This window comes from Mangrovivirga halotolerans (assembly GCF_026241165.1).
Lineage (GTDB): Bacteria > Bacteroidota > Bacteroidia > Cytophagales > Cyclobacteriaceae > Mangrovivirga > Mangrovivirga halotolerans.
On record NZ_JAPFQN010000006.1, the window covers coordinates 587625 to 612842 of the forward strand.

General features: G+C 36.6%; 27 protein-coding genes. 16 read left to right on the forward strand and 11 right to left on the reverse strand.

Features of this window, described 5'->3' with window-relative positions; genetic code table 11:
• Positions 1-19: 19 nt before the first annotated feature.
• Together OO013_RS13440 and OO013_RS13445 are read right to left on the reverse strand one after the other, a co-directional pair.
• The gene (locus OO013_RS13440; RefSeq protein WP_266057401.1) at positions 20-853 is read right to left on the reverse strand and encodes a tetratricopeptide repeat protein; all 834 of its coding nucleotides are present in this window, start codon (positions 851-853) and stop codon (positions 20-22) included.
• Positions 854-934: 81 nt separating this feature from the next.
• Positions 935-1237 (reverse strand): HU family DNA-binding protein, encoded by a 303-nt coding sequence (locus OO013_RS13445; RefSeq protein ID WP_137089310.1) that lies wholly within the window; start codon positions 1235-1237, stop codon positions 935-937.
• A 151-nt stretch (positions 1238-1388) separates the two neighbouring features.
• Here OO013_RS13445 and mutY point away from each other — a divergent pair, with 151 nt between their 5' ends.
• Genes mutY through gldD form a run of 4 tightly spaced genes read left to right on the forward strand, consistent with a single transcriptional unit; the run spans position 1389 to position 4921 of the window.
• On the forward strand, positions 1389-2438 hold the full coding sequence (gene mutY, locus OO013_RS13450; RefSeq protein ID WP_266057402.1) for an A/G-specific adenine glycosylase: 1050 nt from the start codon (positions 1389-1391) through the stop codon (positions 2436-2438).
• 37 nt (positions 2439-2475) lie between these two features.
• Positions 2476-2955 (forward strand): single-stranded DNA-binding protein, encoded by a 480-nt coding sequence (locus OO013_RS13455; protein ID WP_266057403.1) that lies wholly within the window; start codon positions 2476-2478, stop codon positions 2953-2955.
• Positions 2956-2978: 23 nt separating this feature from the next.
• Positions 2979-4337 carry a gliding motility-associated protein GldE gene (gene gldE / locus OO013_RS13460; protein ID WP_266057404.1) on the forward strand — a complete coding sequence of 453 codons (1359 nt, stop codon included), beginning with the start codon at positions 2979-2981 and terminating at the stop codon, positions 4335-4337.
• Complete coding sequence (gene gldD / locus OO013_RS13465) at positions 4337-4921, forward strand: gliding motility lipoprotein GldD (protein WP_266057405.1); 585 nt, start codon at positions 4337-4339, stop codon at positions 4919-4921. The genes gldE and gldD overlap by 1 nt, the downstream gene beginning before the upstream one ends.
• 2 nt (positions 4922-4923) lie before the next feature.
• Here the strand turns inward: gldD and OO013_RS13470 are convergent, their stop codons facing one another.
• The 7 genes from OO013_RS13470 to trmD all read right to left on the reverse strand — a co-directional run bounded on the left by OO013_RS13470 (position 4924) and on the right by trmD (position 12751).
• Complete coding sequence (locus OO013_RS13470; protein WP_266057406.1) at positions 4924-5442, reverse strand: DUF1684 domain-containing protein; 519 nt, start codon at positions 5440-5442, stop codon at positions 4924-4926.
• A gap of 84 nt (positions 5443-5526) precedes the next feature.
• Positions 5527-6726, reverse strand: a complete 1200-nt coding sequence (locus OO013_RS13475; protein WP_266057407.1) for a M20 metallopeptidase family protein — start codon at positions 6724-6726, stop codon at positions 5527-5529.
• Positions 6727-6728: 2 nt separating this feature from the next.
• Positions 6729-7247 carry an SPOR domain-containing protein gene (locus OO013_RS13480; protein WP_266057408.1) on the reverse strand — a complete coding sequence of 173 codons (519 nt, stop codon included), beginning with the start codon at positions 7245-7247 and terminating at the stop codon, positions 6729-6731.
• Positions 7248-7269: 22 nt separating this feature from the next.
• Complete coding sequence (gene secA / locus OO013_RS13485) at positions 7270-10632, reverse strand: preprotein translocase subunit SecA (RefSeq protein ID WP_266057410.1); 3363 nt, start codon at positions 10630-10632, stop codon at positions 7270-7272.
• A gap of 96 nt (positions 10633-10728) precedes the next feature.
• The gene (gene dapF, locus OO013_RS13490; protein ID WP_266057411.1) at positions 10729-11511 is read right to left on the reverse strand and encodes a diaminopimelate epimerase; all 783 of its coding nucleotides are present in this window, start codon (positions 11509-11511) and stop codon (positions 10729-10731) included.
• An 86-nt stretch (positions 11512-11597) separates the two neighbouring features.
• Positions 11598-11954, reverse strand: coding sequence for a 50S ribosomal protein L19 (gene rplS / locus OO013_RS13495; RefSeq protein WP_266057412.1), 357 nt, complete (start codon positions 11952-11954; stop codon positions 11598-11600).
• A 119-nt stretch (positions 11955-12073) separates the two neighbouring features.
• On the reverse strand, positions 12074-12751 hold the full coding sequence (trmD, locus tag OO013_RS13500) for a tRNA (guanosine(37)-N1)-methyltransferase TrmD (protein ID WP_266057414.1): 678 nt from the start codon (positions 12749-12751) through the stop codon (positions 12074-12076).
• Positions 12752-12847: 96 nt separating this feature from the next.
• Between trmD and OO013_RS13505 the strand changes: the two genes are divergently transcribed.
• From OO013_RS13505 to OO013_RS13535, 6 genes are all read left to right on the forward strand, one after another.
• Positions 12848-13207: a hypothetical protein gene (locus tag OO013_RS13505; RefSeq protein ID WP_266057417.1), complete on the forward strand. Its 360-nt coding sequence runs from the start codon at positions 12848-12850 to the stop codon at positions 13205-13207.
• Between the two features lie 3 nt (positions 13208-13210).
• Entirely contained in the window at positions 13211-13885 is a 675-nt protein-coding gene (locus OO013_RS13510; RefSeq protein WP_266057419.1) for a hypothetical protein, read from the forward strand.
• Positions 13872-14675 carry a sensor histidine kinase gene (locus tag OO013_RS13515; protein ID WP_266057420.1) on the forward strand — a complete coding sequence of 268 codons (804 nt, stop codon included), beginning with the start codon at positions 13872-13874 and terminating at the stop codon, positions 14673-14675. The genes OO013_RS13510 and OO013_RS13515 overlap by 14 nt, the downstream gene beginning before the upstream one ends.
• The gene (locus OO013_RS20300) at positions 14672-15331 is read left to right on the forward strand and encodes a response regulator (protein ID WP_266057421.1); all 660 of its coding nucleotides are present in this window, start codon (positions 14672-14674) and stop codon (positions 15329-15331) included. The genes OO013_RS13515 and OO013_RS20300 overlap by 4 nt, the downstream gene beginning before the upstream one ends.
• A gap of 353 nt (positions 15332-15684) precedes the next feature.
• Positions 15685-16719, forward strand: coding sequence for a nucleoid-associated protein (locus OO013_RS13525; RefSeq protein WP_266057422.1), 1035 nt, complete (start codon positions 15685-15687; stop codon positions 16717-16719).
• A 290-nt stretch (positions 16720-17009) separates the two neighbouring features.
• Positions 17010-17144 (forward strand): hypothetical protein, encoded by a 135-nt coding sequence (locus OO013_RS13535; protein WP_262710369.1) that lies wholly within the window; start codon positions 17010-17012, stop codon positions 17142-17144.
• A gap of 10 nt (positions 17145-17154) precedes the next feature.
• On the opposite strand, the gene OO013_RS13540 is transcribed toward OO013_RS13535, so the two are convergent.
• The gene (locus OO013_RS13540; RefSeq protein WP_266057425.1) at positions 17155-17412 is read right to left on the reverse strand and encodes a hypothetical protein; all 258 of its coding nucleotides are present in this window, start codon (positions 17410-17412) and stop codon (positions 17155-17157) included.
• Positions 17413-17601: 189 nt separating this feature from the next.
• Here OO013_RS13540 and OO013_RS13545 point away from each other — a divergent pair, with 189 nt between their 5' ends.
• The 6 genes from OO013_RS13545 to OO013_RS13570 all read left to right on the forward strand — a co-directional run bounded on the left by OO013_RS13545 (position 17602) and on the right by OO013_RS13570 (position 24260).
• Positions 17602-19020: a toxin-antitoxin system YwqK family antitoxin gene (locus OO013_RS13545; RefSeq protein WP_266057427.1), complete on the forward strand. Its 1419-nt coding sequence runs from the start codon at positions 17602-17604 to the stop codon at positions 19018-19020.
• Positions 19020-20411, forward strand: a complete 1392-nt coding sequence (locus tag OO013_RS13550) for an MBL fold metallo-hydrolase RNA specificity domain-containing protein (RefSeq protein WP_266057428.1) — start codon at positions 19020-19022, stop codon at positions 20409-20411. Before OO013_RS13545 ends, OO013_RS13550 begins: the two co-directional genes overlap by 1 nt.
• Positions 20412-20421: 10 nt before the next feature.
• Positions 20422-20745 (forward strand): Rieske (2Fe-2S) protein, encoded by a 324-nt coding sequence (locus OO013_RS13555; protein ID WP_266057429.1) that lies wholly within the window; start codon positions 20422-20424, stop codon positions 20743-20745.
• Positions 20702-21964 carry a hypothetical protein gene (locus tag OO013_RS13560; protein WP_266057432.1) on the forward strand — a complete coding sequence of 421 codons (1263 nt, stop codon included), beginning with the start codon at positions 20702-20704 and terminating at the stop codon, positions 21962-21964. The genes OO013_RS13555 and OO013_RS13560 overlap by 44 nt, the downstream gene beginning before the upstream one ends.
• Positions 21965-22054: 90 nt before the next feature.
• Positions 22055-23455, forward strand: a complete 1401-nt coding sequence (gene fumC / locus OO013_RS13565; protein ID WP_266057433.1) for a class II fumarate hydratase — start codon at positions 22055-22057, stop codon at positions 23453-23455.
• A 178-nt stretch (positions 23456-23633) separates the two neighbouring features.
• On the forward strand, positions 23634-24260 hold the full coding sequence (locus tag OO013_RS13570; RefSeq protein ID WP_266057434.1) for an Ezrin/radixin/moesin family protein: 627 nt from the start codon (positions 23634-23636) through the stop codon (positions 24258-24260).
• A 49-nt stretch (positions 24261-24309) separates the two neighbouring features.
• Here the strand turns inward: OO013_RS13570 and OO013_RS13575 are convergent, their stop codons facing one another.
• Positions 24310-25089 carry a hypothetical protein gene (locus OO013_RS13575; RefSeq protein ID WP_266057435.1) on the reverse strand — a complete coding sequence of 260 codons (780 nt, stop codon included), beginning with the start codon at positions 25087-25089 and terminating at the stop codon, positions 24310-24312.
• Between the last annotated feature and the right edge of the window lie 129 nt (positions 25090-25218).

Here is a 25218-nt window from a genome sequence, read left to right on the forward strand (position 1 = left end):
CGGGGGTTAAACATTAATTTTATTGAATTTCTTTGAGATATCCGTTAACTGCGCTAACAACTTCCGGGTTATCTTCAAGTGTTAATACTTTTTCGAAATATTTTTTCGCTTCCTGCCTGTGTCCATCTTCAAATAAACTTACACCAAGGTAAAAATTATACTCGGTGTTTTCAGGCTCAATGTTAACAAGAGTTCTGAATCTTTCCTCTGCTTTATGCCACTGCTGTGTTTGCATTGACATTAATCCTAACTGATAATTTACAGTTTCGTTATCCGGATCTTTCTCAAGCAATTCCCGCAAAGCCAGTATACCCTGCATTGGATTCGAACCGTTAATTGCTATTAATGCATTATTTATTTCTGCATCAATATAATCAGGATCTTCTTCAAGAACTTTGTCATAATAGCTTTTGGCCGTTTGCCCAAGCTGTTGTTGTTTGTCAGGTTCCATTGCAAACGAAAATGCTTTATAATAAGCATCAGCTGCAGCAACATTTGATTCAAAAGTGTTTAATTCTTTAGCAATCAATCCTTTGTAATAAGCTGCGCTGTCGTACGCTTGTACGCTGAAATATATCTCATACAAAGAGTCCGCAAAGTTAATACTTTTTTCTCTATTTTCATCTATCTCAAGCTGTTCTTTGAAATATGCTAGCTTGAGTGTTAATGAATCATTGAGTTTTGTAGCATTATGAGCTGCGATATCTTCAGATACTTCTCCAGCAGGATTTTCTGACATTGAAGCGCTAACATTTTGATTTTCGTCATTTTCAACCACTTCCCTGGGCAAAAAAAACAAAGCAACTACTGCTGCTATGATCAAGATCCCTGAGATAATAATTTGTTTTTTCATAAAAATTACTGACGATGTTTATTAACGCTTGTACGGCCAATAAAAGTAAAAGTTATCGGGAGGGATCCCTCCCGATGATTTTTAGTCATTTAAAGCTTTTACCTTATCGCTGGTTTTAACCTTCTCAACAAATGTTTTTGATGGCTTGAAAGCCGGCACAAAGTGCTCGTCAATTACAATTGCTGTGTTCTTTGAGATGTTTCGGGCAATTTTCTTTGCTCTTTTCTTATTTACGAAACTTCCGAACCCACGAACATAGATGTTTTCTCCTTCTGCCATAGAGTCTTTTACCACACTGAAAAGGGCCTCTACAGTAGTTGTTACATCTTCTTTCGAAATTCCTGTCTTCTCTGCTATTTGAGCAATTACCTCTGCTTTTGTCACTGTTAAACTAATTTGGTTTGAACATTAATTACAAAATGAACAGTATCTGCTAATTTTGGGGATGCAAAGTTAATTGGTCGCGGATTAATTAAAAAGCTTTGTAAACAAAAAGGCATAAAAATTTATTTATAAGTCATTAAAAAAGAATAGGTTGACAAGTAAAGATTTTACAGATAAGCTAATAGGCTGGTATAAACTCAATTCCAGAGATCTTCCCTGGAGAAATACACGCGATCCCTATCCCGTCTGGTTATCAGAGGTTATTCTTCAACAAACACGCGTTGAGCAGGGAATGCCGTATTTTTATAAATTCATAGATGCCTATCCGACAATTAAGGATCTTGCTAATTCTACAGAAGAGGAAGTGCTGCGGTTGTGGCAGGGCCTTGGTTATTATTCAAGAGGAAGAAACCTATTGAAAGGGGCTAAGCAAATTGTTTTTGAAAGAAATGGAGTCTGGCCAGACAATTATAAAGAATTGCAGGAGATCAAAGGGGTGGGGAAATATATCGCTGCTGCGATAGCGTCTTTTTGCTTCAATGAATATGTTCCGGTCATTGATGGAAATGTTTACCGGTTTATGTCCAGATATCTTGGAATTCATGAGCCTATAAATACCTCAAAGTCCTTTAGAATATTTTTTGATCTTACTAAAGAGTTTCAAAAACATGCAAATGATCCAGCGGCTTTTAATCAGGCTGTAATGGAATTTGGATCACTTCATTGTAAGCCAAAAAACCCATTATGTGAATCGTGTCCGTTTGAAAGTGCGTGTTATGCGAGGCTGAACAACATGCAGCATAGTTTCCCCGTTAAGAATAAGAAGAAAAAATCTGTTGTCAGAAATTTTCACTATTTTGTAATTGCCGAAGACAACAAATATTTATTTACCAAACGGGGCAAAAATGATATATGGGAGGGCCTTTTTGAATTTCCTCTTGTTGAATCTGATGAGCTTACAAGTAAGGAATTGGCTGAATCTCCATTTTTATCTGAGGGGCAAAAGGTAAAAAAAATGTTTAATGTGAAACATATTCTATCTCATCAGACTATTTTTGCAACCTTTTACGAAGTTATCGACGTAAGTAACAGCTTGAAGGAAGCAATTTCAATGGATAAGGGAGAATGGCTATCTCCAGAAGAAATTGAAAAAAAACCCAAGCCTATTTTGATAGATAAATTTTTGAACGAATATTTATAAGTAGTATCTTTAAAAATAAACAGTATAGAAAAGTATTATGTCAGGAGTAAATAAAGTAATTCTTGTAGGAAACCTTGGGAAAGACCCGGAAGTAAGACATTTAGATAATGGCCGTGCAGTGGCAAACTTCCCATTGGCAACCTCGGAGGTATATAAAAACCGCCAGACAAATGAGCGGGTTACAAATACTGAGTGGCATAATGTTGTTCTCTGGTCACCTCTTGCTGAAGTTGCGGAAAGGTTTCTGAAAAAGGGAAGCCAGGTTTATATTGAAGGAAAAATTACCACAAGGTCATACGATGATAAAGAAGGTAATAAAAGATATATTACTGAAATAGTCGGTAGAGAAATGACTTTACTTGGAAGCCGTGATGATTCAGGAAATTCAGGCATGAATCAAAATCAGGGAAGCACGTCACAATCATCTTCACAAAACAGTTCATCTTCAGGGTATAGTAGTGATGCAGTAAGCATTGACGACGACTCTAATGATGAAATGGATGATCTGCCTTTTTAATTGTTTAATTAAAAATTACATAGTTGGAACCATCCACAGAAGACCCACTACCTAGTTTAATTCTTTTTATAAGCACAGATGCCTCAGGAGTATTGTTTTATTCAATCAATGCTCTGGTAATCATTCTATTGATTATTTTATCCGGTTTGATATCCGGTTCTGAGGTGGCATATTTTTCACTAAACAGGGAGGAAATAGAAAAATGCCTGACCAGCCCTCATAAGGCTGAGCAGATCATGGGTAAATTGTTAAGCAATCCAAAAAGGTTGCTTGCAACTATTCTTATAACTAACAACCTTGTTAATGTAGGAATAGTTACCGTATCTACTTACCTGACCTGGCAGATCATAGGATCTACTTCCACAGAAGGTATAGTTGTTACCATTCTGACCTTTGTATCTACCTTTATTATCGTATTTTTTGGTGAGGTAATCCCTAAAATCTACGCCAATCAAAAAGGGTATTTATTTGCTAAAAGGACTGCCCGTATGCTTTCTGTTTTTGAAACAATTTTCCTGCCTTTGTCCTGGTTTCTGACATCTGTAGACCTTTTTCTGGATAAGCGTATCAAGCGAAAAGGGTATGATATCTCGGTCGAGAATATTCAAAGGGCTATTGATCTTACAACAGAAATGGAAGGTACAGAAGAAGAAAAAGATCTTCTCAAAGGCATAGCGAAATTTGGTACGTTGACAGTTAAGCAGGTTATGAAGTCCAGGATGGATATTACTGCTTTTGATGTGGAAGATGATTTCCATGAACTTCTGGACAGGATAAATAAAAGTGGTTATTCAAGAGTTCCGGTATACAAGGATACCATTGATAAGATCGAAGGAATATTATACGTTAAAGACCTTATACCATTTATTGATGAGAATGAAGATTTTCTTTGGCAAAACCTTCTCAGACAAGGCTTTTTTATTCCTGAGAATAAAAAGGTTGAAAGTCTTTTAAGAGATTTTCAGGAGAAAAAAGTTCATATGGCTATTGTTGTTGATGAATATGGAGGAACTTCAGGATTGATCACATTAGAGGATGTTATCGAAGAAATCGTGGGTGAAATAAACGACGAATTTGACCTTGAGGATGACGAAATTCCCTATAATAAACTCGATCAAAATACTTTCGTTTTTGAAGGTAAAACATCATTAAATGATTTTTGCAAAATAATTGGCGAAGATAACGGTCGGTTTGACGAAGTAAAAGGAGAAAGCGAATCTCTCGGAGGGCTGATATTAGAGTTATCTTCAAAGCTGCCCCGGGTAGGTGAGAAAATCAAGTTTGAAAACTTTCTCTTTACAGTAGTTGCTGTTGATGCCAGAAGGATCAAGAGGGTTCGGGTTTTCAGAGCGGCCGGCTCCAATAAATTAACGAAGACATAATGAAAATAAATTATACACCGTTCGTATTACTTATCTTATTTGTAGCTTCATGCGGTAATAATTATGTGCCTAAACCTAAAGGCTATAACTATATTGTCCTGCCAGATCACGAATATGAACAAATGCCTGCAGGATATCCTTACGATTTTAAAAAAAATACTGCGGCCGTTATTAAAAAAGATTCATCTGGAATCGCAGAGCCATATTGGATTCATTTATACTACCCAGATCTAAATGCTGATATTCAACTTACATATAAGCAGATCAATAATGATACGACACTATTAAGAGAGTACATTGGTGATGCTTTCAAACTGACTTCCAAGCACCAGATCAAGGCTACAGGTATCAGTGAGGTGATCGATACATTAGAGACAGGCAAAGTGGCTGTATATGCCTTAATTCAGGGCGAGGTGCCGAGCCAGATACAATTCTTCGTTACCGATAGTACTGAAAACTTTTTCAGAGGTGCGCTTTATTTCCCGGTAGCTACAAAAAATGATTCTCTCAGACCTTCTGTTGACTATCTCAAAGAAGATATTGATGTAATGCTAAACTCACTTGAGTGGAGAGATGTTGAATAAGATCAAATAGAATCTTTATACGCTTTTTCCCCGGCTTTTATCTCAATGTCTAGATAGCTTTCCTTACCAGGAATCGGGCACGCATAGCCATTAGAGTAAGCACAATATGGATTGTAAGAGAGATTAAAATCAACAATTACATTTTCAAAATCCTCCGGGATTGATAGGTCCAGATAACGACCTGCAGCATAACTTTCAACGCCGGTTGTTTGATCTATAAACGGAACAAATAAATGATCTTCATATCCTTTTATGGGAACCATCGACTGGTACACAGGCAATGAAAACGCTTTGCCTTCTAACTTGAAAGTCAGGTTACCGTATAATTTGTAGGTTTTTTGAATCCCTGCTGAAGTTTCAAATGTCTTCATTTTTAGCCCGGGAAACCTCTCTAGTTTACCAATGACCTTAAATGATGGATTTACTGAATAATAATTTAATCCTTTAAAGGAATCCCGCTCACTAACAGGGGAATCTTCTTCAGTGATAAATGATGAATCTTTCGAGATCCTATGTTGCATTATTTCCTGTTCATAACCTTGAGCATAGGATTTGTTGAGGCAAAAACAGAAAAGTATAAGATAAAAAAGCGGGTATTTCATTTATTAATTTTCAAGTTCTTTGATGGCAAGCCAAGCCATTAAACCCGGGCCTATTTTAAGGGCATTTTCGTCGATATCAAATTTTGGAGTATGGACACTATTAGTAATTCCCTTTTCTTCATTTCTTGTTCCAAGCCTGTAAAAACAAGCAGGGACCTCATGAGAATAATATGAAAAATCTTCTCCGGCCAACCATAGATCGAGATCTACTACATTTTCTTCTCCCAGAAACTCTTTTGCCCATGATTTTGTCCTGTCAGCCAATTCAGGATTGTTTTTCAAATGCGGATATCCGACTTTGATATTGAATTCACAAGAGCCCCCCATACTATCTGCAATACCTTCAGCCATCTTTTTCATTTTTTTGTGAGCTTCCTTTCTCCACTCTTCATCAAAAGTTCTGAAAGTACCTTCTATTTTCACCTCATCAGGGATCACATTTGTAGCCCCATCGGCAATAACTTTTCCAAAGGAGAGTACGGATGGTATCTTCGGACTTGCAACTCGGCTTACAATTTGCTGAAGAGCAACGATAATATGAGAAGTAATCACAACCGGATCAATATTCATTTCCGGCATAGCTCCATGGCCACCTTTCCCTTTAACTGTTACATAGATTTCATCTGCGGAAGCCATATACATACCAGATCTGAAACCTACTTTGCCAGCATCGATCAATGGCATTACATGTTGACCAATAATTGATTTTGGATTTGGGTTTTGTAAAACACCTTCTTTTATCATTATTGAAGCTCCCCCGGGGAATTTTTCTTCACCAGGTTGAAAGATCAATTTGACTGTTCCATTAAAATCAGACTTGACCTCATTTAAAATTTTTGCCGTTCCCAGCAATGAGGAGGTGTGTACATCGTGACCACATGCATGCATTACGCCGTCTTTGACTGATTTATACTCTACATCATTGGCCTCTTTGATAGGAAGAGCATCCATGTCTGCTCTTAAAGCAACAATTGATGAGTCAGGGTTATTTCCCTTAATCAGTGCAACTAAGCCAGTGTCAGCCATCTCTTTTATTTCATCGACGCCAATTTTCTCGAGTTGTTCTTTAACATAAGCACATGTGTTGTGCTCCTGAAAAGAAAGTTCCGGATTTTTATGTATATGACGCCGATTCGCTAAAACCTCTGAAAAAATTTCCTGATTACTCTTTTTTATTTTGTCTGCGAGATGGCTGCTTGACATATTTATTTAAGTTTTATTCTTGTAGGAACAATAATAGCCGTTGGAATAGTCTCTTTTAACTTACTTTCCAGCTCATGGGCTTCAATTTTATCATAGAACTGCCCTACGAATACTTTAAAATTGGGTTCGTCAAAAGTTATTTTAGGGGTGTAATTGCTTACAGCTTTATAAACCTCGTTTTTTAACTCATTCGCTTTTTCCCTGCTTCTCCCACTATAAACCTGGATGGTAAACCCATTAATGTAATTGGCATCTTTAGATTCCCTGTTTATAGATTCGATAGTGTTGTCAACTTCCGATGTGACATCGTTTTCGACAGTCTTGTCCTCTTGCTCCTGGACAACTTGCTGGGTTTTCATTGTGTCCGTAGGCATCGTCACCTCATAACTTGGTCGAGTTTGACTCAAGTCATCTGAAGCTTTTACGCCAGCAGAAGATCCCGAAGAAGCTTTGCTTGCTCCGGCACATTGAAAAAATAGTATTAAACTAAATAGGGCTGTTATTCTCAAAATCTTTTCCATAATGTTAACGATCGGTCAATTATCAACTTTCGATAATGACACATTTATTATTATTGACGTCTTCTTCAACTGTTTTGAACTTAACGTCTTTTTTAACAGTTCCGTCTGTATACTGTACAGTTACTTTATCATTTCTCCCTGCAATCTTTTCAGATTTCATTGGCTGAACTTTTTGAGCCGGAGGTCTGTTACCTTGTGGAGGTGCGCCCTGGCCTTGCCTGTTTAACAATGAACTGCTGTCTTCTTTAGACTCTTTAAGGTTCTGTCTTTTTGCCCGGTGAGCAGCTTTTACATCATCGGCTTCCTGTACTGGTAAGTTAGCTTTCAGTAAGAATGAGATCGTTTCTTCATTGAGTCTGGCAACGAACTTTTTGAATAACTCAAAGCCTTCGAATTTATAAATCAACAAAGGATCTTTTTGTTCGTAAACAGCATTTTGAACAGATTGCTTTAGATCATCCATGTCACGAAGGTGCTCCTTCCAGTTTTGATCGATTAAAGCAAGAGTGATCATTTTTTCCATTGAATTGATCAGCTCATCGCATTCTGTTTCTACATTTCTCTTTAGACTAGTAGATATACCGATTTGTTTTTTACCGTCTGTGAAAGGAACTAAAATATCCTCTACTGTGGCACCTCTTTCTTCAAAAACTTTTTGAATGATCGGATATGCTTTTTCTCTAATTAACTGATTTTTACGATCGTATTCTTTCAGAGAAATTTCATATAATTCTTCTGTCAGCTTATCTGCAGAGGTACTCTTTAATTTATCTTCATCAAAAGGAGGTTCGATCCCCAAAGTACTCAGGCAGGCAAAATTGAAAGACTCAATATCTTCGATACCCTTATACATATTTATAATATCTTCGGAAGTATCATAAAGCATATTCAAAATATCGACTTTAAGTCGCTCTCCGAACAGCGCATTTTTACGACGCTTGTAGATCACTTCTCTTTGAGAGTTCATTACATCATCATACTCAAGAAGTCTCTTTCTGATTCCGAAGTTATTTTCCTCAACTTTCTTTTGGGCTCTCTCAATGGATTTAGAGATCATGCTGTGCTGAATAACCTCACCTTCCTTAAGTCCCATACGGTCCATCCATTTAGAAACTCTGTCAGAACCGAATAAACGCATCAGGTTATCTTCCAAAGAAACATAAAATTGTGATGATCCCGGGTCTCCTTGACGACCTGCACGACCTCTTAGCTGTCTGTCCACTCGTCGAGACTCATGTCTTTCTGTACCGATAATTGCTAAACCTCCAGCTTCTTTTGATTCCGGAGTAAGCTTGATATCTGTACCCCGACCAGCCATGTTAGTTGCGATTGTTACAGTTCCGCTTTTACCAGCTTCAGCAACAACATCTGCTTCTTTAGCGTGTTGCTTAGCATTTAGAACCTGGTGCTTAATGTTTCTTAATTTAAGCATTCGGCTAAGAATTTCACTGATCTCTACAGAAGTTGTACCGACAAGAACCGGTCTTCCTGCGTCAGTCAATCGAACGATCTCCTCAACTACAGCATTAAATTTTTCCCTTACTGTTTTGTAAACCAGGTCTTCGCGGTCATCACGAACAATTGGCTTATTAGTAGGGATAACTACAACATCAAGTTTATAAATTTCCCAGAACTCTCCGGCTTCTGTTTCCGCTGTACCCGTCATACCGGCCAGCTTGTGATACATCCTGAAATAGTTCTGAAGGGTAATGGTAGCGTATGTTTGAGTAGCGTCCTCAACCTTTACATTTTCTTTCGCTTCAATCGCCTGGTGCAACCCGTCTGAATATCGACGGCCTTCCATTACACGACCTGTCTGCTCATCTACGATTTTAACTTTATCGTCAACGATAATATATTCAGTGTCTTTTTCGTAAAGGGCGTATGCTCTTAACAATTGGTTTACTGAATGGATTCTTTGTGATTTTACTGAATAGTCACTGATAATACTTTCCTTTTTCTCATGCAGATCATCCTTGCTCAGACTTTCATCTTTTTCAAGGTTTGCAATTTCAGTACCAATATCCGGCATGATAAAGAAGTTCGGATCTTCATCTTCTTTAGTGATCCTTTCAATACCCTTTTCAGTAAGTTCTATTGAATTAGTTTTTTCCTCGATGGTGAAATATAAAGGAGCATCAGCCTCAGGCATCAGCTTTTGGTTTTCAGCGAGGTAAATATTTTCAGTTTTCTGAAGGATGGTTTTGATTCCTGTCTGACTGAGGTACTTAATCAAAGGCTTATATTTTGGAAGACCTCTAAAAGCACGGAATAAAGACAGTCCGCCTTCTTTTTCGTTTCCTTCAGCAATAAGCTTCTTAGCTTCCTGCAGATATTGAGAGACGAGTTTTTTCTGTGCTTCAAATAAATTCGAAATCCTTGGTTTCAGATCGTAAAACTCGTGTTCATCTCCTTTTGGTATCGGACCAGAAATGATCAAAGGAGTTCTGGCGTCATCAACTAATACAGAGTCAACCTCATCAATCATGGCAAAATGGTGCCTTCTTTGAACAAGATCACCGGTCTCGCGAGCCATGTTATCTCTCAGGTAATCGAAACCAAACTCATTATTGGTACCATAAGTAATATCTGCCTTGTAAGCCTGACGTCTTTCTTCAGAGTTTGGCTGGTATTTATCAATACAGTCAACGTGCATGCCGTGGAACTGGAAGATCGGAGCCATCCATTCGCTATCACGTTTAGCAAGGTAATCATTAACAGTAACGATATGCACACCTCTTCTTGCCAGAGCATTCAAGAAAGCAGGAAGAGTTGCAACCAGGGTTTTACCTTCACCCGTTGCCATCTCAGCAATTTTACCCTGGTGAAGTACAATACCACCGATCAGCTGCACATCATAGTGTAGCATATTCCAGGTGATGGTTGATCCTGCAGCTTTCCATTCATTGTGCCAGATCGCTTTGTCACCGTCAATTTCTATATTATCATGGTTTACAGCTAATTCCCTGTCGGTATTATTTGCTGTCACTACCATCTGGCCATTATTCATGAACCTTCTGGCAGTATCTTTAACCACTGCAAATGCTTTTGGTAAGATTTCTTCAAGCACCTTTTCCAGGTCTTCATTTCTGTCCTCTTCAAGCTTGTCTATTTTGTCATAAACAGCTTCTTTCTGATGAACATTCAATTCCGGATCGTCTGCTTTTACGTGAAGTTCTTCTATTTCGTCATCAAAGTGTTTCAGCTTTTCATCTATGTAGCTTTTTAGCTCTTCAGTTTTAGCTCTTAACTCATCATCCGAAATGTCTTTAAGCGCCTCATATTCTGTATTTATTTTCTCTACGATTGGAAGAAGTTCTTTAACATCTTTTTCAGATTTCGTTCCAAATAACTTCGAAAGACCTTTCGTTATAAAATCAATCATGGTTTATATCCTTAAAAATTTTTTTCCCTCGTAAATTTAATGTGTTTTTATTAACTATTCCTGAAACCCGGCTCAAATTAGATCACAGAATCAGCGTTAAATTTCAATTGTTCCTTCAAATACTTTTTCTGCCGGTCCGATAAGCCAAATATCGGAATATTTGTCAGTTTCCTGATCGTGTTTAAACTCTGCAAAGAGTGTGCCTCCTTTGGCAATTATTTTCACCGGTGGTGTTAGCCCCAGCCTACTTCCAACTAATGCTGCAGCAGTAATGCCTGTACCGCAAGCCAAAGTTTCGTCTTCAACACCTCTTTCGTAAGTTCTTATTTTAAGCGAGTTTTCACCGAATAAAGATATGAAATTGACATTAGAGCCATCAGGGGCATATATGTCGGAATACCTGATCGATGCTCCCACACCTTTTACGTCTTCGTTATCAATATCATCAGAGATCAGAATATGATGTGGAGACCCGGTGTTAATAAAAAATTCTCTCTCAGAATATTTTTGAGCTTTCCCTTTGACAAAAAGGTCGATAGAAATGCTTTTTTCGGAAATTTTGGCATGATGTGGCCCATCTGTAGAATTAAATGAGCATTCACCTCCTTTGATGATACCTAAATGTTGGGCAAATCTTACTGCACACCGGCTGCCATTGCCACAAAAGCTCTGGCTTCCGTCGGCATTATAATAGACCATGTCAAAATCTTTGTCTTTAGATTCTGACACAGTTATTAATCCATCAGCACCAATGCCAAAGCGCCGATCACAAAGGAATGATATCGTTTCAGCAGTGATAACATCAAAGTCACCACTTCGATTGTCGAGCATTACGAAATCGTTGCCCGCTCCCTGGTATTTATAAAAGTTGATTTTCATTGCTTGTACATATGTGCAGAGCAATTTAGTCATAAAAAAAGCCAACCCAAAAATGGATCGGCTTTTCTGAATGTCTTAAATGACAATTATATTTTTTCTTTAATCCTCGCAGATTTACCCTGACGTCCTCTAAGGTAATAAAGCTTAGCTCTTCTAACTTTACCTCTTTTTAGAACTTCAATTTTATCAAGGTTTGGAGATAAAAATGGGAAGATTCTTTCGATACCTATACCATTTGAAACCTTTCTTACTGTGAAAGTTTCTCCATTAGTGCCTTTACCTTTACGTTGGATCACAGTACCCTGGAATTGCTGGATTCTTTCCTTGCCTCCCTCAGAGATTCTAACGTGAACATTTACTGTGTCTCCTGATTTAAAATCCGGATGCTGTTTTGCGTCCGCATTAACCAGTTCTTCTACTTTTTTTATAATTAATTCGCTCATGACTTAAAGCTATATAATATCTGTACGTCCCGAAAATGGAGTGCAAATATATGAATAATATTTCTAAACCTATGGGTTTCAATAAAAAATTCTAAAAAACTTTTGATCTTTTACTGAAATCAGTCTTTAAACAGATCAGGGCGCCTTTCTTTTGTTCTTTTTATTGCCTGTTCCGAACGCCACTCTTCTATTTTTGCCTGGTGACCAGAAAGAAGTATCTCCGGCACTTTGTGACCGTTGTAATCTGCAGGCCGGGTATAAACAGGCGGAGCCAGAAGATCGTCCTGAAACGAATCGCTTAAAGCAGATGTCTCATCATTCAGCACTCCCGGAATTAACCTGATCACTGCATCGGCAATAACAGCAGCAGCTAACTCACCGCCGGATAGAACGAAATCACCAATGCTAATTTCTTTCGTAATAAAAAGGTCCCTTACTCGCTGATCGACTCCTTTATAATGACCGCATAATATTATCAGGTTTTTTTTCAGCGAAAGCTTGTTTGCTTCTTTTTGATTAAAGTTCTCGCCATCAGGAGTCATATAGATCACTTCATCGTATTCCCTCTCGCTTTTGAGTTTTTCGATACAAGACGCAATCGGTTCGATCATCATTACCATACCGGCTCCACCACCATAGGCATAGTCGTCGACTGCTTTATATTTGGTGGTAGCATAATCTCTCAGGTTATGTATAACCACTTCCGCAAGTCCTTTATCTTTAGCACGCTTTAGTATAGAATGATCAAAAGGGCCCGAAAGCAACTCAGGAACGCAAGTGATGATGTCGATTCGCATGAATAATAATTTTTTTGCAAAATTACCAATCCTCTTTGTATTTTAGTGCCATATAACAATCTAATTATATCAACATAACTAAAAGAGCTATTAATCATGGAAAATTCAAACAAGAGCAAAGGAAAGTTTATCTCAAAAGCTAAAGCAAAAAAAGAGGTTAACAATTTTAAAAAAGGGAATAGTAAAAAGCCTTATGCTTACTCTTTTGACAAGGAGAAAATTGAAAAGTTATTAAATCAAAGTGGAGCAGAAGGGTTAAGAGTATATCTTACTAAAGAAGATAATGGAAACACCAGTGTTTTAATGTGTGCTTATGATGTGGATGATAATAATATAATTCCTAAAGGGGATACTAATGAACCACAAATGAAAGAGACTACAGGTGATGAGCAAATCTTGAATAGTGGAAACGCCTGTCCGCCGGATTGTAATATTGATCCAGAGACGAGTTTATAAATCATGGGCTTAGTAGAGGACTTTATACAATATATTTTCCCTTTCATCTCATTAATTCTGGGATTGATAAAATTTAAAAAACTAGACCGGGGGATGAAAATTCTCCTGGTCTATCTATTTTATTGTGTGGTATCGGAAATAATTCTTAGATATTATGCAACGGTATATCGCAATAACCTCTTTTATTACAACATTTATCCGTTATTAGATTTTATAATAATTTCTGCATACATCTCAAATATTATCGAATTGACATCACTTAAGAAGTGGGTAAGAAGAGTATTTATTCCATTTTTTGTTGTAGCATTCAGCATATATTTATTTACACAATATGATCAGTTGGATAAGGTCACATTACCTGAATTCAGAAGTATTGGTAGTTTCATAATTGTCATTTCTGTATTGCTCTATTATTACAGTCTCCTGGTTAAAAGGCCATATCCTAACCTATTTTTTAATCAACACTTTATAGTTTCAGTTGGGTTGATTATATATTATGCAGGTACTTTTATGACCTGGTTGTTTCTAGAAACCCTGTTTAATACAAATTTGGATTTGTTTTCATTATTTACTTCAACAATCCATATTTTTTTATTTCTATTTATTAAATATTTGACAATTTTGATTGCGATTTTAAAAGCGGGATATAGTAAACGTTTAGGTAATGTGGGAGCTTGAGGGAAACGATATTTTCCTGGTAATAATTGCAGGTACAGCGATGTTTTTATTGCTTGTAATTGCTTTGGTAATTTTTGTAATCTTTTACCAGAGAAAAATGTATAAGCAACAATTATTACTACAGGAAAAAGAAAATAAATATCAAAAGGAGCTCATGTATTCTTTTGTTAATGGACAGGAAGAAGAAAGAAAGAGGCTGGCTGCAGATTTACATGATGACATTGGAGCGATGCTATCTACTATAAAAATGAATTTAAATATTGCTTCTCTGCAAGGGAATAAAGAAGAGCAGGGAGAATTGCTCAAAGAAACCCGTAGTTTTCTGGACCAGACAATTCAAAGTGTAAGAAGAGTATCCAAAAATCTTTTACCGGTTGCCCTGGAGAAGCATGGATTAGATACGGCGATAAGGGAATTATGTGAGCGGCTTTCTGCAAGTGGTGAAATATATGTTAGTTATGATTTCAGAGTTTCAGAAAGTTTTCCGGAAAAAGACAGTATTAATATTTTCCGGATTGTACAGGAGTTAGTTAATAATGCATTAAAACATGCTGATGCTCAAAATATTACCATTGAAATTATTGATAATGAAAATGAATTTATACTTTGCGTTTCTGATGATGGAGTGGGATTTGATCTGGAACATGTTGACAATCCATTAAATATTGAAAAGGGTATCGGCCTGGCAAATATCGAAGGACGTATAAAACTTTTAAATGGGGACTGGAATATTGAGTCTGCAAAAAACATTGGCACCAAAGTAAAAATTAATATACCAAAAACCCAGTGAACATTAAAAACACAAATATTATCATTGCTGATGACCATGCCTTGTTTAGAAAAGGTCTGTCAAGTCTGGTAAAAATAACTTTTGATATTCCTGAAATCAGGGAAGCTGGTGGGGGCAAAGAGCTTATTAAGCTTATCGAAGAAGACAAACCAGACTTGATTCTTCTGGACCTGAACATGCCTAACATGGATGGTGTTGATGCTGCTTCATTTATCATAAATAATTATCCCGATATAAAAATTTTAGTCATTTCTATGTTTGATGATGAGCGTTATGTGCATCATATGATGGAAATGGGAGCCAACGGATATATTTTAAAGAATGCTGAACCCGATGAAGTTGAAAAGGCGATCTCTAATGTATTAAAGTATGGGTATTACTTTAATGATCTGGTTAATGATGTTGTAAAAAAAGGTTTTGGGAAAAGTAATACCAGTAATCATTTTGGCTTTAAAGATAATATTAACCTCACTCAAAGAGAAGCAGAAATTCTTATCCTAATAAGCAAAGAATACACAAATTCTGAAATTGCAGATAAGATTCATCTTAGTCCGAGAACTGTGGAAGCATATCGTCAAGAACTTTTGAAGAAGATCGGGGCTAAAAACACTGCTGGACTAGTTAAGTTTGCTGTAAAAAATAAGCTTATAGACTAATTAAGGTTTGTAGTAAAACTACCTGACTTTCATTCTGATATTGTACATTTCTTATATAATAAAAAAATAACTCGCTGATTTACAGTGAGTTATTTTTTTTGTCTTTATGTGTTAAAAGTTGATTTTATATTTTACTCACAATCATTAGTACATTTGTAATACAAAGAAAGACAAACATAGAATAGAGAGTGATAATCGCTTACTATTGGTGGCAAATTTTCTTTTACTTTATATAGTTTAAACATACAGCTGTCATCAAATAGTACCATGTGATCGAAAGAATCGGCCTCCCCCGGCCGATTTTTTTTTATACTCATTTTTGTAGTTAGTATATTTACAAAAAATTTATTCTAATGTTTAATTTAAAGAATGCCCGGCTGGACCGGCTTGCAGTTCACAGAGTAGGAAGTAAGACAGATCCGGAATCTCTTGACCTTTCAAAAGATGAAATCACCCCTGATGAAGATATATTAAACCTTCTAAAAAAATTTTTTCTTAAACCTTTTAGTGAGGAGCGATTTTTCAGCTTCAAACATTCTACGGACATCAGTCTTAATGAATGTTATTATTATGTAAAAGAAGTTTTCACCGATCCTGAAAAGTTTTATGATAACAGCTGTAAAATTGCAAGCTTGCTACACAGTGAATCTAGGCATCCAAATATTAAGACAGGAGAGCTTTATGTTTCGTATTTTGACGATGTGAACTTTGGCGAGAATATAACTGAGGCTATTGGTATATTTAAATCAGAATCAAAAGATACATATCTGAAAGTATATCCTAAAAAAAGCACTTACCAGGTTGATGCCGAAATGGGTGTGAATATTAACAAACTCGATAAGGGCTGCTTGATCTTTAATGTTGAAGAAGAGGATGGCTATCGTTTAATGATTATTGACAAAACCAATAAAGGGGGTGAGGCCCAGTATTGGATAGATGATTTTCTTCAGGTAAAAATTCATGAAAATAATTACTATCACACCGAATCGTATCTTGATCTTTGTATGAACTTTGTTGAGGAGGTTTTTCCTGAAGCAGATAAGATTGACAAGATTGGAATGAAGCAAAACGCATCAAATTACTTTAAAGAAAAGGAATCGTTTAATGTAAAAGAGTTCGAAGATGAAGTGATGCAACAGCCTGAGATCATTGACGCCTTCAATGATTATAAGAGTCAGTATCAGGAAACGAAACAAGTAAAAACCTACGATGAGTTTGATATAAACAAATCTGCAGTAAAAAAGAGCAGTAAGTTTATTAAATCAGTGCTGAAGCTGGATAAGAATTTCCACATCTATGTGCACGGAGACCGTTCAAAAATAGAAAAGGGATATGATGAAGAAAAACAGTTGAATTACTATACTGTTTACTTTGAAGAAGAAAACTAAACCTGATCGGGAATTAATTTTCCCGATCAAGTTCGTTATCACTTACTTTCTCATTTGGTACTACCCATGGTGCTAACAATGCCATAACAAATAGTACGCCTATAATTCCTAACATTATCATAACTAAAATCTTTTAATGGCAAAAATAGAAATTTAGATTGGAATTGCTTAAAAATTACTGGTATAAATGTGAGTATGTAAGAAAAAAGGAAAGGTATGGTCTTTTTAATTTTCGTTTTTCAAATTGACCACTTAAATTCGCACAGACAATTAATCTAAAGAAAAAAATTATGTTCGTAGATGCACCTATAGAGCCCGGAGCTTCAACTTTTATTTTAGTATTCTGTATTATTATTGGAATAGTGACAGCCTTATCGCTGTATGATGCAGATAAGACAAAGTCAAAGAAAGAAAAACCGGAGTAATTTCTCCGGTTTAGGCAAAAAAGCCTTTAACAGATTCTGCATACTCTTCAATTCTGGATTCATCCTCCCTACTTTTTTCAAAGCAGAAGTTTGCTGTATATTCCAGTCCTAAAGATGTAGTAATTTCTTCTTTTTCGATCAGCTCCTTTAATTTTGAAAAGATCCTCTTAACGTTATCTTTTTCACTCTCATCCCTACATTTAGTTTCAAGGCCATATTCGATTAACGAGCATTTTCTTAGTAGCAATTGCTTGTCTTCTTTTTTCACTAGGTTGGTTTATTAGGGTTGTTGATACGGTTATTCCTGTTGACCTTTTTTGAATGATATACAAGTATACAAAGAAGTTTTAACTCTTAAAAAAGAAATTTTGTAATATTACCTTTAGATATTTCAATATGGGTATAATTTTTGATGCCCTCTAAGTATATTTAAAGGAATCCGTTTACAACAAATAATATGAGGCTATTTCTAACTTTTTGCTTAACCATACTTTCTTCATTTTTAATCTATTCTCAAGAAATAATTTCGGTTGACAGCTTATCAGGTCAGGGTGAGACTGTGGAAGGTAAGAAAATCGGGAATTGGGAATATCAATCAGAAGATAATAATATTCAGATTAAAGCGAACTATTCAGACCAGGGTAAGCGTGATAAAAAATGGAAAGTTTACGCAAATAACCGTTTGCGCCTTACTGTAAATTATGAAGATGGTCTTATTCAGGGTAAAGTTGTTCAATATTATTCTAATGGTAATGTTGATGTTAGCATCGATTATGAGAATGACTCTATCAATGGGGAGGTAGTAAGGTACTCTCCCTTCGGAGTCCCATTAGTCAAGTCCGAATATTCCAAAAATGTACAGGATGGCTCTCATGAAGAATATTACCAGACGGGTCAGTTAAAGCTTAAAGGGCAATTTAAAAATGGAGAAAAGAACGGGCAATTTCTTGAATATGCTCCTGATGGAATACTTATAGCTGAAGTGAATTATAAAGAAGGTCAGCCTCATGGCGAATCAATTTTTTACTATGATGATGGAATTGTTAAGGATGAAAGGTATTACCAAAACGGCGTGCCGGCAGGTGCCTGGAATGAATATTATCCTAACGGGGTTCTAGCTTCTGAGTATTATTTTAAAGTCGGCCTCAAAGATTCTGCCTATTTAGAATATTTCCCAAGCGGCTCAAAAAGGGTTGAGGGAAATTATGAGTTGGGTTCGAAAACCGGAACATGGAATTATTATTTTGAGAATGGAAGAAAATATGCAAATGGGGATTACAGAAATAATTATGAGACTGGCAAATGGAGATATTACTATTCCTCAGGAGGTCTAGAAGAAGAAGGAAAGTATGTTTTGGGTTTAAGAAATGGTCAGTGGTATAGTTTTTATGAGTCTGGCAAACTTTACAGTATCGGATATTATATGAATGGAAATCAGGATGGATTGTGGGGATTCTTTCATGAAAATGGTAAATTAATGCAAGAGGAAACCTGGGACGACGGACTCCTGGTATCTGTAACGGATTTCTTTACTGCCGCAGGCGATACTTTATCAACAGGAAATTTAAAATATGGCACCGGTGAAGTGATTGAATATTCTCCGAAAGGAAATATTGCCGGTAAAGGACGATATGAAAGTGGGCTGAGGACAGGGCCATGGATTTTTTATCATTCTGATGGAGAAACGATAGAAAGTCAAGGCAATTACGAAGAAGGACTTAAAACCGGGGTCTGGAAATTTTATTTTGATAATGGCATTCTGGAATCAGAAGGAGAGTTTGAGGAAGATGAAAAAATTGGAGTCTGGAGTTATTACAATACTAGTGGCAGGTTACTTGAAAAGATAAATCATTCTGAAAGTAACTCAAATGAATAATGATCGAGATCAAATTTTGCGGAGCTGCAAAGACAGTTACCGGAAGCGCCCATCTCATTACTATTGACAATGAGACCAAAGTTTTATTAGAATGTGGTTTATACCAGGGTTCGGATCCTACCTTTAAGGAATTTAATGAAGAGTGGCAGTTTGATCCCGAATCTATTGACCTGGTAATTCTTTCCCACGCCCATATTGATCATTCCGGGCGAATACCAAAGCTCTACAAAGATGGTTATAAAGGTAATGTCATTTGCACGCATGCCACGAGGGATCTCTGTACAATAATGCTTCTCGATACGGCACATATCAACCAGAGAGAAGTTGAAAGAAAAAGAAAAAGAGGAGAAAACGTAGAGCCATTATATACCTCAGAAGATGTTTATGAATGCCTGAATGATTTCATCAGCTACCCTTACAATAAATGGATCGATATACATCCTAAAATAAAACTTCTCTTTAGAGACGCCGGACATATTCTGGGAAGCGCGAGTGTTACGCTAAAAATAAATACCTCCTCAGGAGAAAAGGTTCTTGGGTTTTCAGGGGATATCGGACGACCTGATCGCCCTATATTGAAAGACCCGCAATCTATGCCTGAATTAGATTATCTTATCATGGAATCCACTTATGGCGGGGAACTGCACAAAGAGCTACCCGAAGATGAAGAAAGGTTCTATGACATAATACATCAGACATGTGTAGAAAATAAAGGTAAGCTTATAATTCCCGCTTTCAGTGTGGGTAGGACTCAAGAACTTGTTTATTTACTCGATAAGCTTGAAAATGCTTCAAGGCTCCCTAATATTCCTGTTTATGTGGATAGCCCTTTGGCAATAAATGCAACGGATATATTCAGGCTTAATCCTCAATGTTATGATAAAGAGCTTGTGGAATATATGCAAACAGATCCCAATCCCTTTGGGTTTAACAATTTACACTATACACGCCAGGTTGATGATAGTAAGGCGATTAACGACCTGCAAGGGCCTGCAATTATAATTAGTGCGAGTGGAATGGTTACCGCCGGGAGAATACTTCACCACATTTATAATCATTGCGAAAACCCCAGAAACACCATACTAATGGTTGGATTTTGTGCTCCTCATACTTTGGGAGAGAAGATCCGGTCTAAGCCTGATACTATCAAGATATTTGGGCGTGAGTTAAAGTTAAGGGCAAGGGTGGAGATCATGGACTCCTTTAGTGCTCATGCTGATGAAAATGAAATGGTGACTTTTCTTTCAAATCAAGATAAAAGCAGGTTAAAGAATTTATTTTTGATCCATGGTGAAGAAAATCGACAGCAGGCCATGAAAAAACGACTCGAGGAGGAAGGATATTCAAATGTGGTTATCCCTGAATTTACCGAGAGTGTCCGGCTGATTTAGAAAGTGACTGATGAAGAAATATACCATTTTCAAATCATTTGAAGCAATGAATAGCTCTTTTCCCACGGGAGAGAGGAAACTGATCAAAGCTGGTGACAAGATAATTTTACTAATCAGATATTCTGAAAATATTTTGCTGGCATCTGAACCTAATTGTCCACATAATAATAAAAAACTTGTTGACGCTCCGATCACAAAAGATCAGCACCTGGTATGCCCGATGCATGGCTATCGTTTTGATATCAATACCGGTGAAGAAGAAAAGCACAGGTGTAGAAATCTGATATTCTATGAAACTCAAATTACTGATAACGGCGTATTTTTGTATTGTTAACCTGGGATTTTCACAAAATTCAGCACTCAAAAGCATCTACCAGGAAAAAGAGCCTCCAATATCAATTGAGGTTTCAGAGGATAAACTCTATTTAATAACCTCTTCAATAAATAATCAAAGTAACTTATCCATATTTTCTAAGAATGGAAATTTATTGTCATCTGATAACCTTGAGATTCCGGCAAATCAAACCTTAATTTCTTTTGTCGTAGTTAATGGTAATGCTGCGGCTTTATATTTCAATTCGGTTACCAATTTATATACTTTATTCACTAAGAGGTCTCAACTTCAAGATAAAGTCACAAAAATTATCAATTTAACTTTCCCCGATGGATTTAAACCCGAAAATGTATTCTTCGATGGAAAGGAAATTTTCAGTATAGGTCTTTACCTGGGGAGGATATTTGTCACCCGTCTTGATAAGTCATCTTTTATATTTAGTAAGCTTTTGATAAATGATCAGAATACTTTTGTGAAAGCCATACGCAAAAATGGAGAGCTGTTTTTTATAATAAATTCTTATATCAATGATGAACTTAGAATATTTTCATCTTCATATCTTGATGATCCGGTAAAAACAATAAAAATTAATAATGACACGCAGTTAGAGAATCTTCTTTTCTCCCAAAACCTAAACTTCGCAGTTGAGTTGTTTTTGAATACTGTTAAAGTTTATTCGGCCTCTGAAACATTCAGCTATAACTTATCTGGTGATTACCTGCTAACAGGGATCTATGAAGTGAATGGTAGTGTTAGTGTTGTAGTTGATAAATATCGGAACCTGTATAAAACAAAGGCTGTTTACGAAAAGGTAAAAAGGAACAATAAATACGAATATACGACCATTGAAAAAGAGGTATTTGACGAAAGAGAATTTATAGAGAAGAAAATTATCAATTTCGATAGGGAAAAGGAGGTAGAATTAAATGTGGCTACCGGGTTTACTGTTAGCAATATGTCTGTTCCAACTAATAAATTTACTTTAGATGGAGGTGTAGTCAATATATCTTCTTTCTATACTTCCTCAGGTATAAATATCGGATACGATTTTTATAATAGTCAACTGATTAGCAAAGACAAGATCAATCATGATGGTTTAAAAAAGTATAACGGGCTTAAAGCTTACCCGACAAATTCAGGCTGGTTTGTGATGGGTACACAGTATTTATATGAGCAGAATAATCAAAGAGTCTATAACATCTCCTTTTATTCAGACTAAAAGCTATTAAATCGCCCTGGTTAAAACCAAACAAACTTATTATTCATTAAATTACATCCGATTTTGGAACTCAATAAATAGAAAACCACAATGGATGTTCGTATAGAAAAAGATACTATGGGGCAGGTAGATGTTCCTGCCGACAAATACTGGGGAGCCCAGACCCAGCGTTCACTAATGAATTTCAAAATAGGTGGAGAGCCCATGAAGATGCCTATTGAGGTAATAAGGGCATTCGCAGTACTTAAAAAAGCTGCCGCTTTAACAAACGCAGAGCTTGGTGTGCTTGATCAGGAAAAAGCAGACACCATTAAAACTGTTTGTGAAGAAATACTTGAGGGAAAACACGATGATCAGTTTCCATTAAAAGTTTGGCAGACCGGATCAGGTACTCAAAGTAACATGAATTCTAATGAGGTTATTGCAAACAGAGGCCATGTGTTAAAGGGAGGGTCTCTGACGGATGACAAAAAATTTCTGCATCCGAATGATGATGTGAATAAGTCTCAGTCAAGTAATGATACCTTTCCTACAGCAATGCACATCGCGGCATATAGTTTTTTAGTAAAAGAGACTATTCCAAAGGTTAAAAAACTCAGAGATACATTAGATAAGAAAGCTAAAAATTTTAACGATGTAGTTAAGATTGGCCGTACTCACTTTATGGACGCCACCCCACTTACGTTAGGAATGGAATTCAGTGGGTATGTTTCCCAACTTGATCATGGTTTGAAAGCGTTAGAAAATTCATTTGATCACTTGAGCGAGTTAGCTCTCGGAGGAACGGCTGTTGGTACAGGGCTTAATACACCAAAAGGATATGCAGATCTTGTTGCTAAGAAAATAGCTGAGATCACAGATCTACCTTTTGTTAGTGCAGAGAATAAATTTGAAGCGCTTGCTGCTCATGATGCGATGGTTGAAACAAGCGGAGCATTAAGACAGTTGGCAGTAAGCCTAATGAAGATCGGAAATGATATTCGTATGCTTGCAAGTGGTCCGAGGTCAGGAATTGGTGAAATTTTGATCCCTGAAAACGAACCGGGGTCTTCAATCATGCCAGGAAAAGTAAATCCAACGCAATGTGAGGCTTTAACAATGGTATGCGCCCAGGTTATTGGTCTTGACAATGCTTGTGCAGTAGGTGGCATGAACGGCCATTTTGAATTGAATGTTTTCAAGCCAATGATGATTTACAATGTACTTACTTCAGCAAGATTGATCGGTGATGCATGTGAATCATTTAATGATAACTGTGCAGTAGGAATTGAGCCAAATCATGAAGTGATCAAAGATAAACTTGAAAAATCCCTGATGCTTGTTACTGCACTCAACACCCATATTGGTTATGAGAATGCTGCAAAAATTGCCAAAAAGGCTTACAAAGAGGGAAAAACGCTCAAAGAGGCAGCCGTTGAACTTGATCTTTTAACAGAGGAGCAATTTGATGAATGGGTAAAACCAGAAGATATGGTTGGTAGTTTAAAATAAACTAAAGCTCATAAAAAATTAAAAATATAGCAAAAAACGCCTCATAATACCAGAGGCGTTTTTATTATAAGCATCTATTACTTAATTTCGTGACAATTGCATTTTTTGAATAAATATTCTTCTATTTTATCAAAAAGTGCTATATTGTCTCAAATACCGGGTTGATAAATTTTTTATTATGAATAGAAATCTAGTCGTTTTATTAGTTATGGTCATCGGATTGTCATTGGCACCGATGGAAAGCCATGCACAGCTCTCTAAGAAGGAAAGAAAAGAGTGGAAAAAGAAAAAGAAATCCATGTCTGAAGAAGCATTCAAGCAGATGGTGGATGAAAATAAAGCATTAAAAGCACAGGTTAGCAGTCTTAATAATCAGCTTTCAGCGATGGAACCTCAATTAAATGAGAAGGACAACACCATTGCTAAGTTAGAAAAGCAATTGAGACAAGCTCAGGCAGAAGTAACTGCAGCTCAAAGAGCTCTTGAAGAAGCTGCAGCCGGAGGAGGACAACAACAATCTGCCGGATCCGGATATTCAATGGATGAAAGCGGAGTGCTTTTCAAAGTACAAGTCGGGGCTTTTAAAAATAAAGACCTTAGCAAATACTTCGAAAACCATCCTAATTTTGGAGGTGAAACTGAAAATGGCCTGCAAAAGATTACTCTGGGGCAATTCCGTGATTACTGGGAAGCAGATACTTTTAAAAAGTATTTAAGAGAAATGGGTGTTAAAGATGCCTGGATTGTGGCCTATAAAGACGGAAACAGAGTTCCTTTAAAGGATGTGCTTGAAGGAGTAATCTAAATTAAGACATAATTAATAGAAAGCCGGTTCGTAAATGAATCGGCTTTTTTTATTGTGGCTTTCCTAAGAGATAAATTGTCTTGCCGAAAGTAAACTTAAGCTTTCCCGCAGTCCAGTTTAGACCGTTAATAGTTCCGGTTATCTTTTTGAGGTGTTTTACACTGTACAACCTTAATACAGAGAAAATTCCATCAAAACAGGTTACAAGGGGTACAATCGGAATGAAGTAGGAAAAAAGATATCTAGAAACTCTGACCGGTTTTACAAAAAGTGTAAACACAGGAGCCATAATTAAGGTCACAAAGATATTTATGAATATTTGTAAAATACTTTTATCCAGGGGCTCGACCATCAGAACGAAATGACCCTGTTCACTTATCCTTTTTAAAAGCGTTTTAGCGGCTTCTTCTTCCAGGTGATGAAACATATTGAAAATAGTAACCAGGGTCTTTTTGTCTTTTGGAACTTCTTCGATCGCCGTTAAGGCAGGAAGTGATCTGAGGTCATAATTAATATGGCCATCTGATATGTTTTTTAAACGGGAAGCTGCGGTTTTATTTGGATAAAGATCAGTAAGAACTATTTCAGGAATTCTTTGTTCAGCTTTATTAATATAATCGTAAAGCCCGGGTATGGCACCTCCCCCTCCAGAGCCCAGATCGTAGACCAACTCGATATCATGTTGCTCAATTATTTCAGCAGCGAGTTTTATTCCCGGTTTGTAAACACCAAAAAGGGAAGAAATAAATCGCAAATAATCGGTCTGAAGTGATCGCAATAGATCCGGATAACCGGAAAGGTCTTCAATTTCAACTCCTTGAATTCTCATCATTTAAAAAGTGGAGCCAAAACCAATGCAAGAACAATAATTAATATCATAATTATGTACATTAGTAAATCGACTCGAACGTATTGTTTATATTTTTTATAAAAGTCGGAAAGTTTTTTCAACATAAGG

Excerpts from the sequence above, each read along its gene's own strand:
- OO013_RS13440 (WP_266057401.1), bottom strand. The coding sequence starts at position 853 with ATGAAAAAACAAATTATTATCTCAGGGATCTTGATCATAGCAGCAGTA.
- OO013_RS13455 (WP_266057403.1), top strand. The coding sequence starts at position 2,476 with ATGTCAGGAGTAAATAAAGTAATTCTTGTAGGAAACCTTGGGAAAGAC.
- gldD (WP_266057405.1), top strand. The coding sequence starts at position 4,337 with ATGAAAATAAATTATACACCGTTCGTATTACTTATCTTATTTGTAGCT.
- OO013_RS13470 (WP_266057406.1), bottom strand. The coding sequence starts at position 5,442 with ATGCAACATAGGATCTCGAAAGATTCATCATTTATCACTGAAGAAGAT.
- OO013_RS13475 (WP_266057407.1), bottom strand. The coding sequence starts at position 6,726 with ATGTCAAGCAGCCATCTCGCAGACAAAATAAAAAAGAGTAATCAGGAA.
- OO013_RS13480 (WP_266057408.1), bottom strand. The coding sequence starts at position 7,247 with ATGGAAAAGATTTTGAGAATAACAGCCCTATTTAGTTTAATACTATTT.
- secA (WP_266057410.1), bottom strand. The coding sequence starts at position 10,632 with ATGATTGATTTTATAACGAAAGGTCTTTCGAAGTTATTTGGAACGAAA.
- dapF (WP_266057411.1), bottom strand. The coding sequence starts at position 11,511 with ATGAAAATCAACTTTTATAAATACCAGGGAGCGGGCAACGATTTCGTA.
- rplS (WP_266057412.1), bottom strand. The coding sequence starts at position 11,954 with ATGAGCGAATTAATTATAAAAAAAGTAGAAGAACTGGTTAATGCGGAC.
- trmD (WP_266057414.1), bottom strand. The coding sequence starts at position 12,751 with ATGCGAATCGACATCATCACTTGCGTTCCTGAGTTGCTTTCGGGCCCT.
- OO013_RS13505 (WP_266057417.1), top strand. The coding sequence starts at position 12,848 with ATGGAAAATTCAAACAAGAGCAAAGGAAAGTTTATCTCAAAAGCTAAA.
- OO013_RS13510 (WP_266057419.1), top strand. The coding sequence starts at position 13,211 with ATGGGCTTAGTAGAGGACTTTATACAATATATTTTCCCTTTCATCTCA.
- OO013_RS13515 (WP_266057420.1), top strand. The coding sequence starts at position 13,872 with ATGTGGGAGCTTGAGGGAAACGATATTTTCCTGGTAATAATTGCAGGT.
- OO013_RS13525 (WP_266057422.1), top strand. The coding sequence starts at position 15,685 with ATGTTTAATTTAAAGAATGCCCGGCTGGACCGGCTTGCAGTTCACAGA.
- OO013_RS13535 (WP_262710369.1), top strand. The coding sequence starts at position 17,010 with ATGTTCGTAGATGCACCTATAGAGCCCGGAGCTTCAACTTTTATTTTA.
- OO013_RS13545 (WP_266057427.1), top strand. The coding sequence starts at position 17,602 with ATGAGGCTATTTCTAACTTTTTGCTTAACCATACTTTCTTCATTTTTA.
- OO013_RS13550 (WP_266057428.1), top strand. The coding sequence starts at position 19,020 with ATGATCGAGATCAAATTTTGCGGAGCTGCAAAGACAGTTACCGGAAGC.
- OO013_RS13555 (WP_266057429.1), top strand. The coding sequence starts at position 20,422 with ATGAAGAAATATACCATTTTCAAATCATTTGAAGCAATGAATAGCTCT.
- OO013_RS13560 (WP_266057432.1), top strand. The coding sequence starts at position 20,702 with ATGAAACTCAAATTACTGATAACGGCGTATTTTTGTATTGTTAACCTG.
- fumC (WP_266057433.1), top strand. The coding sequence starts at position 22,055 with ATGGATGTTCGTATAGAAAAAGATACTATGGGGCAGGTAGATGTTCCT.
- OO013_RS13570 (WP_266057434.1), top strand. The coding sequence starts at position 23,634 with ATGAATAGAAATCTAGTCGTTTTATTAGTTATGGTCATCGGATTGTCA.
- OO013_RS13575 (WP_266057435.1), bottom strand. The coding sequence starts at position 25,089 with ATGAGAATTCAAGGAGTTGAAATTGAAGACCTTTCCGGTTATCCGGAT.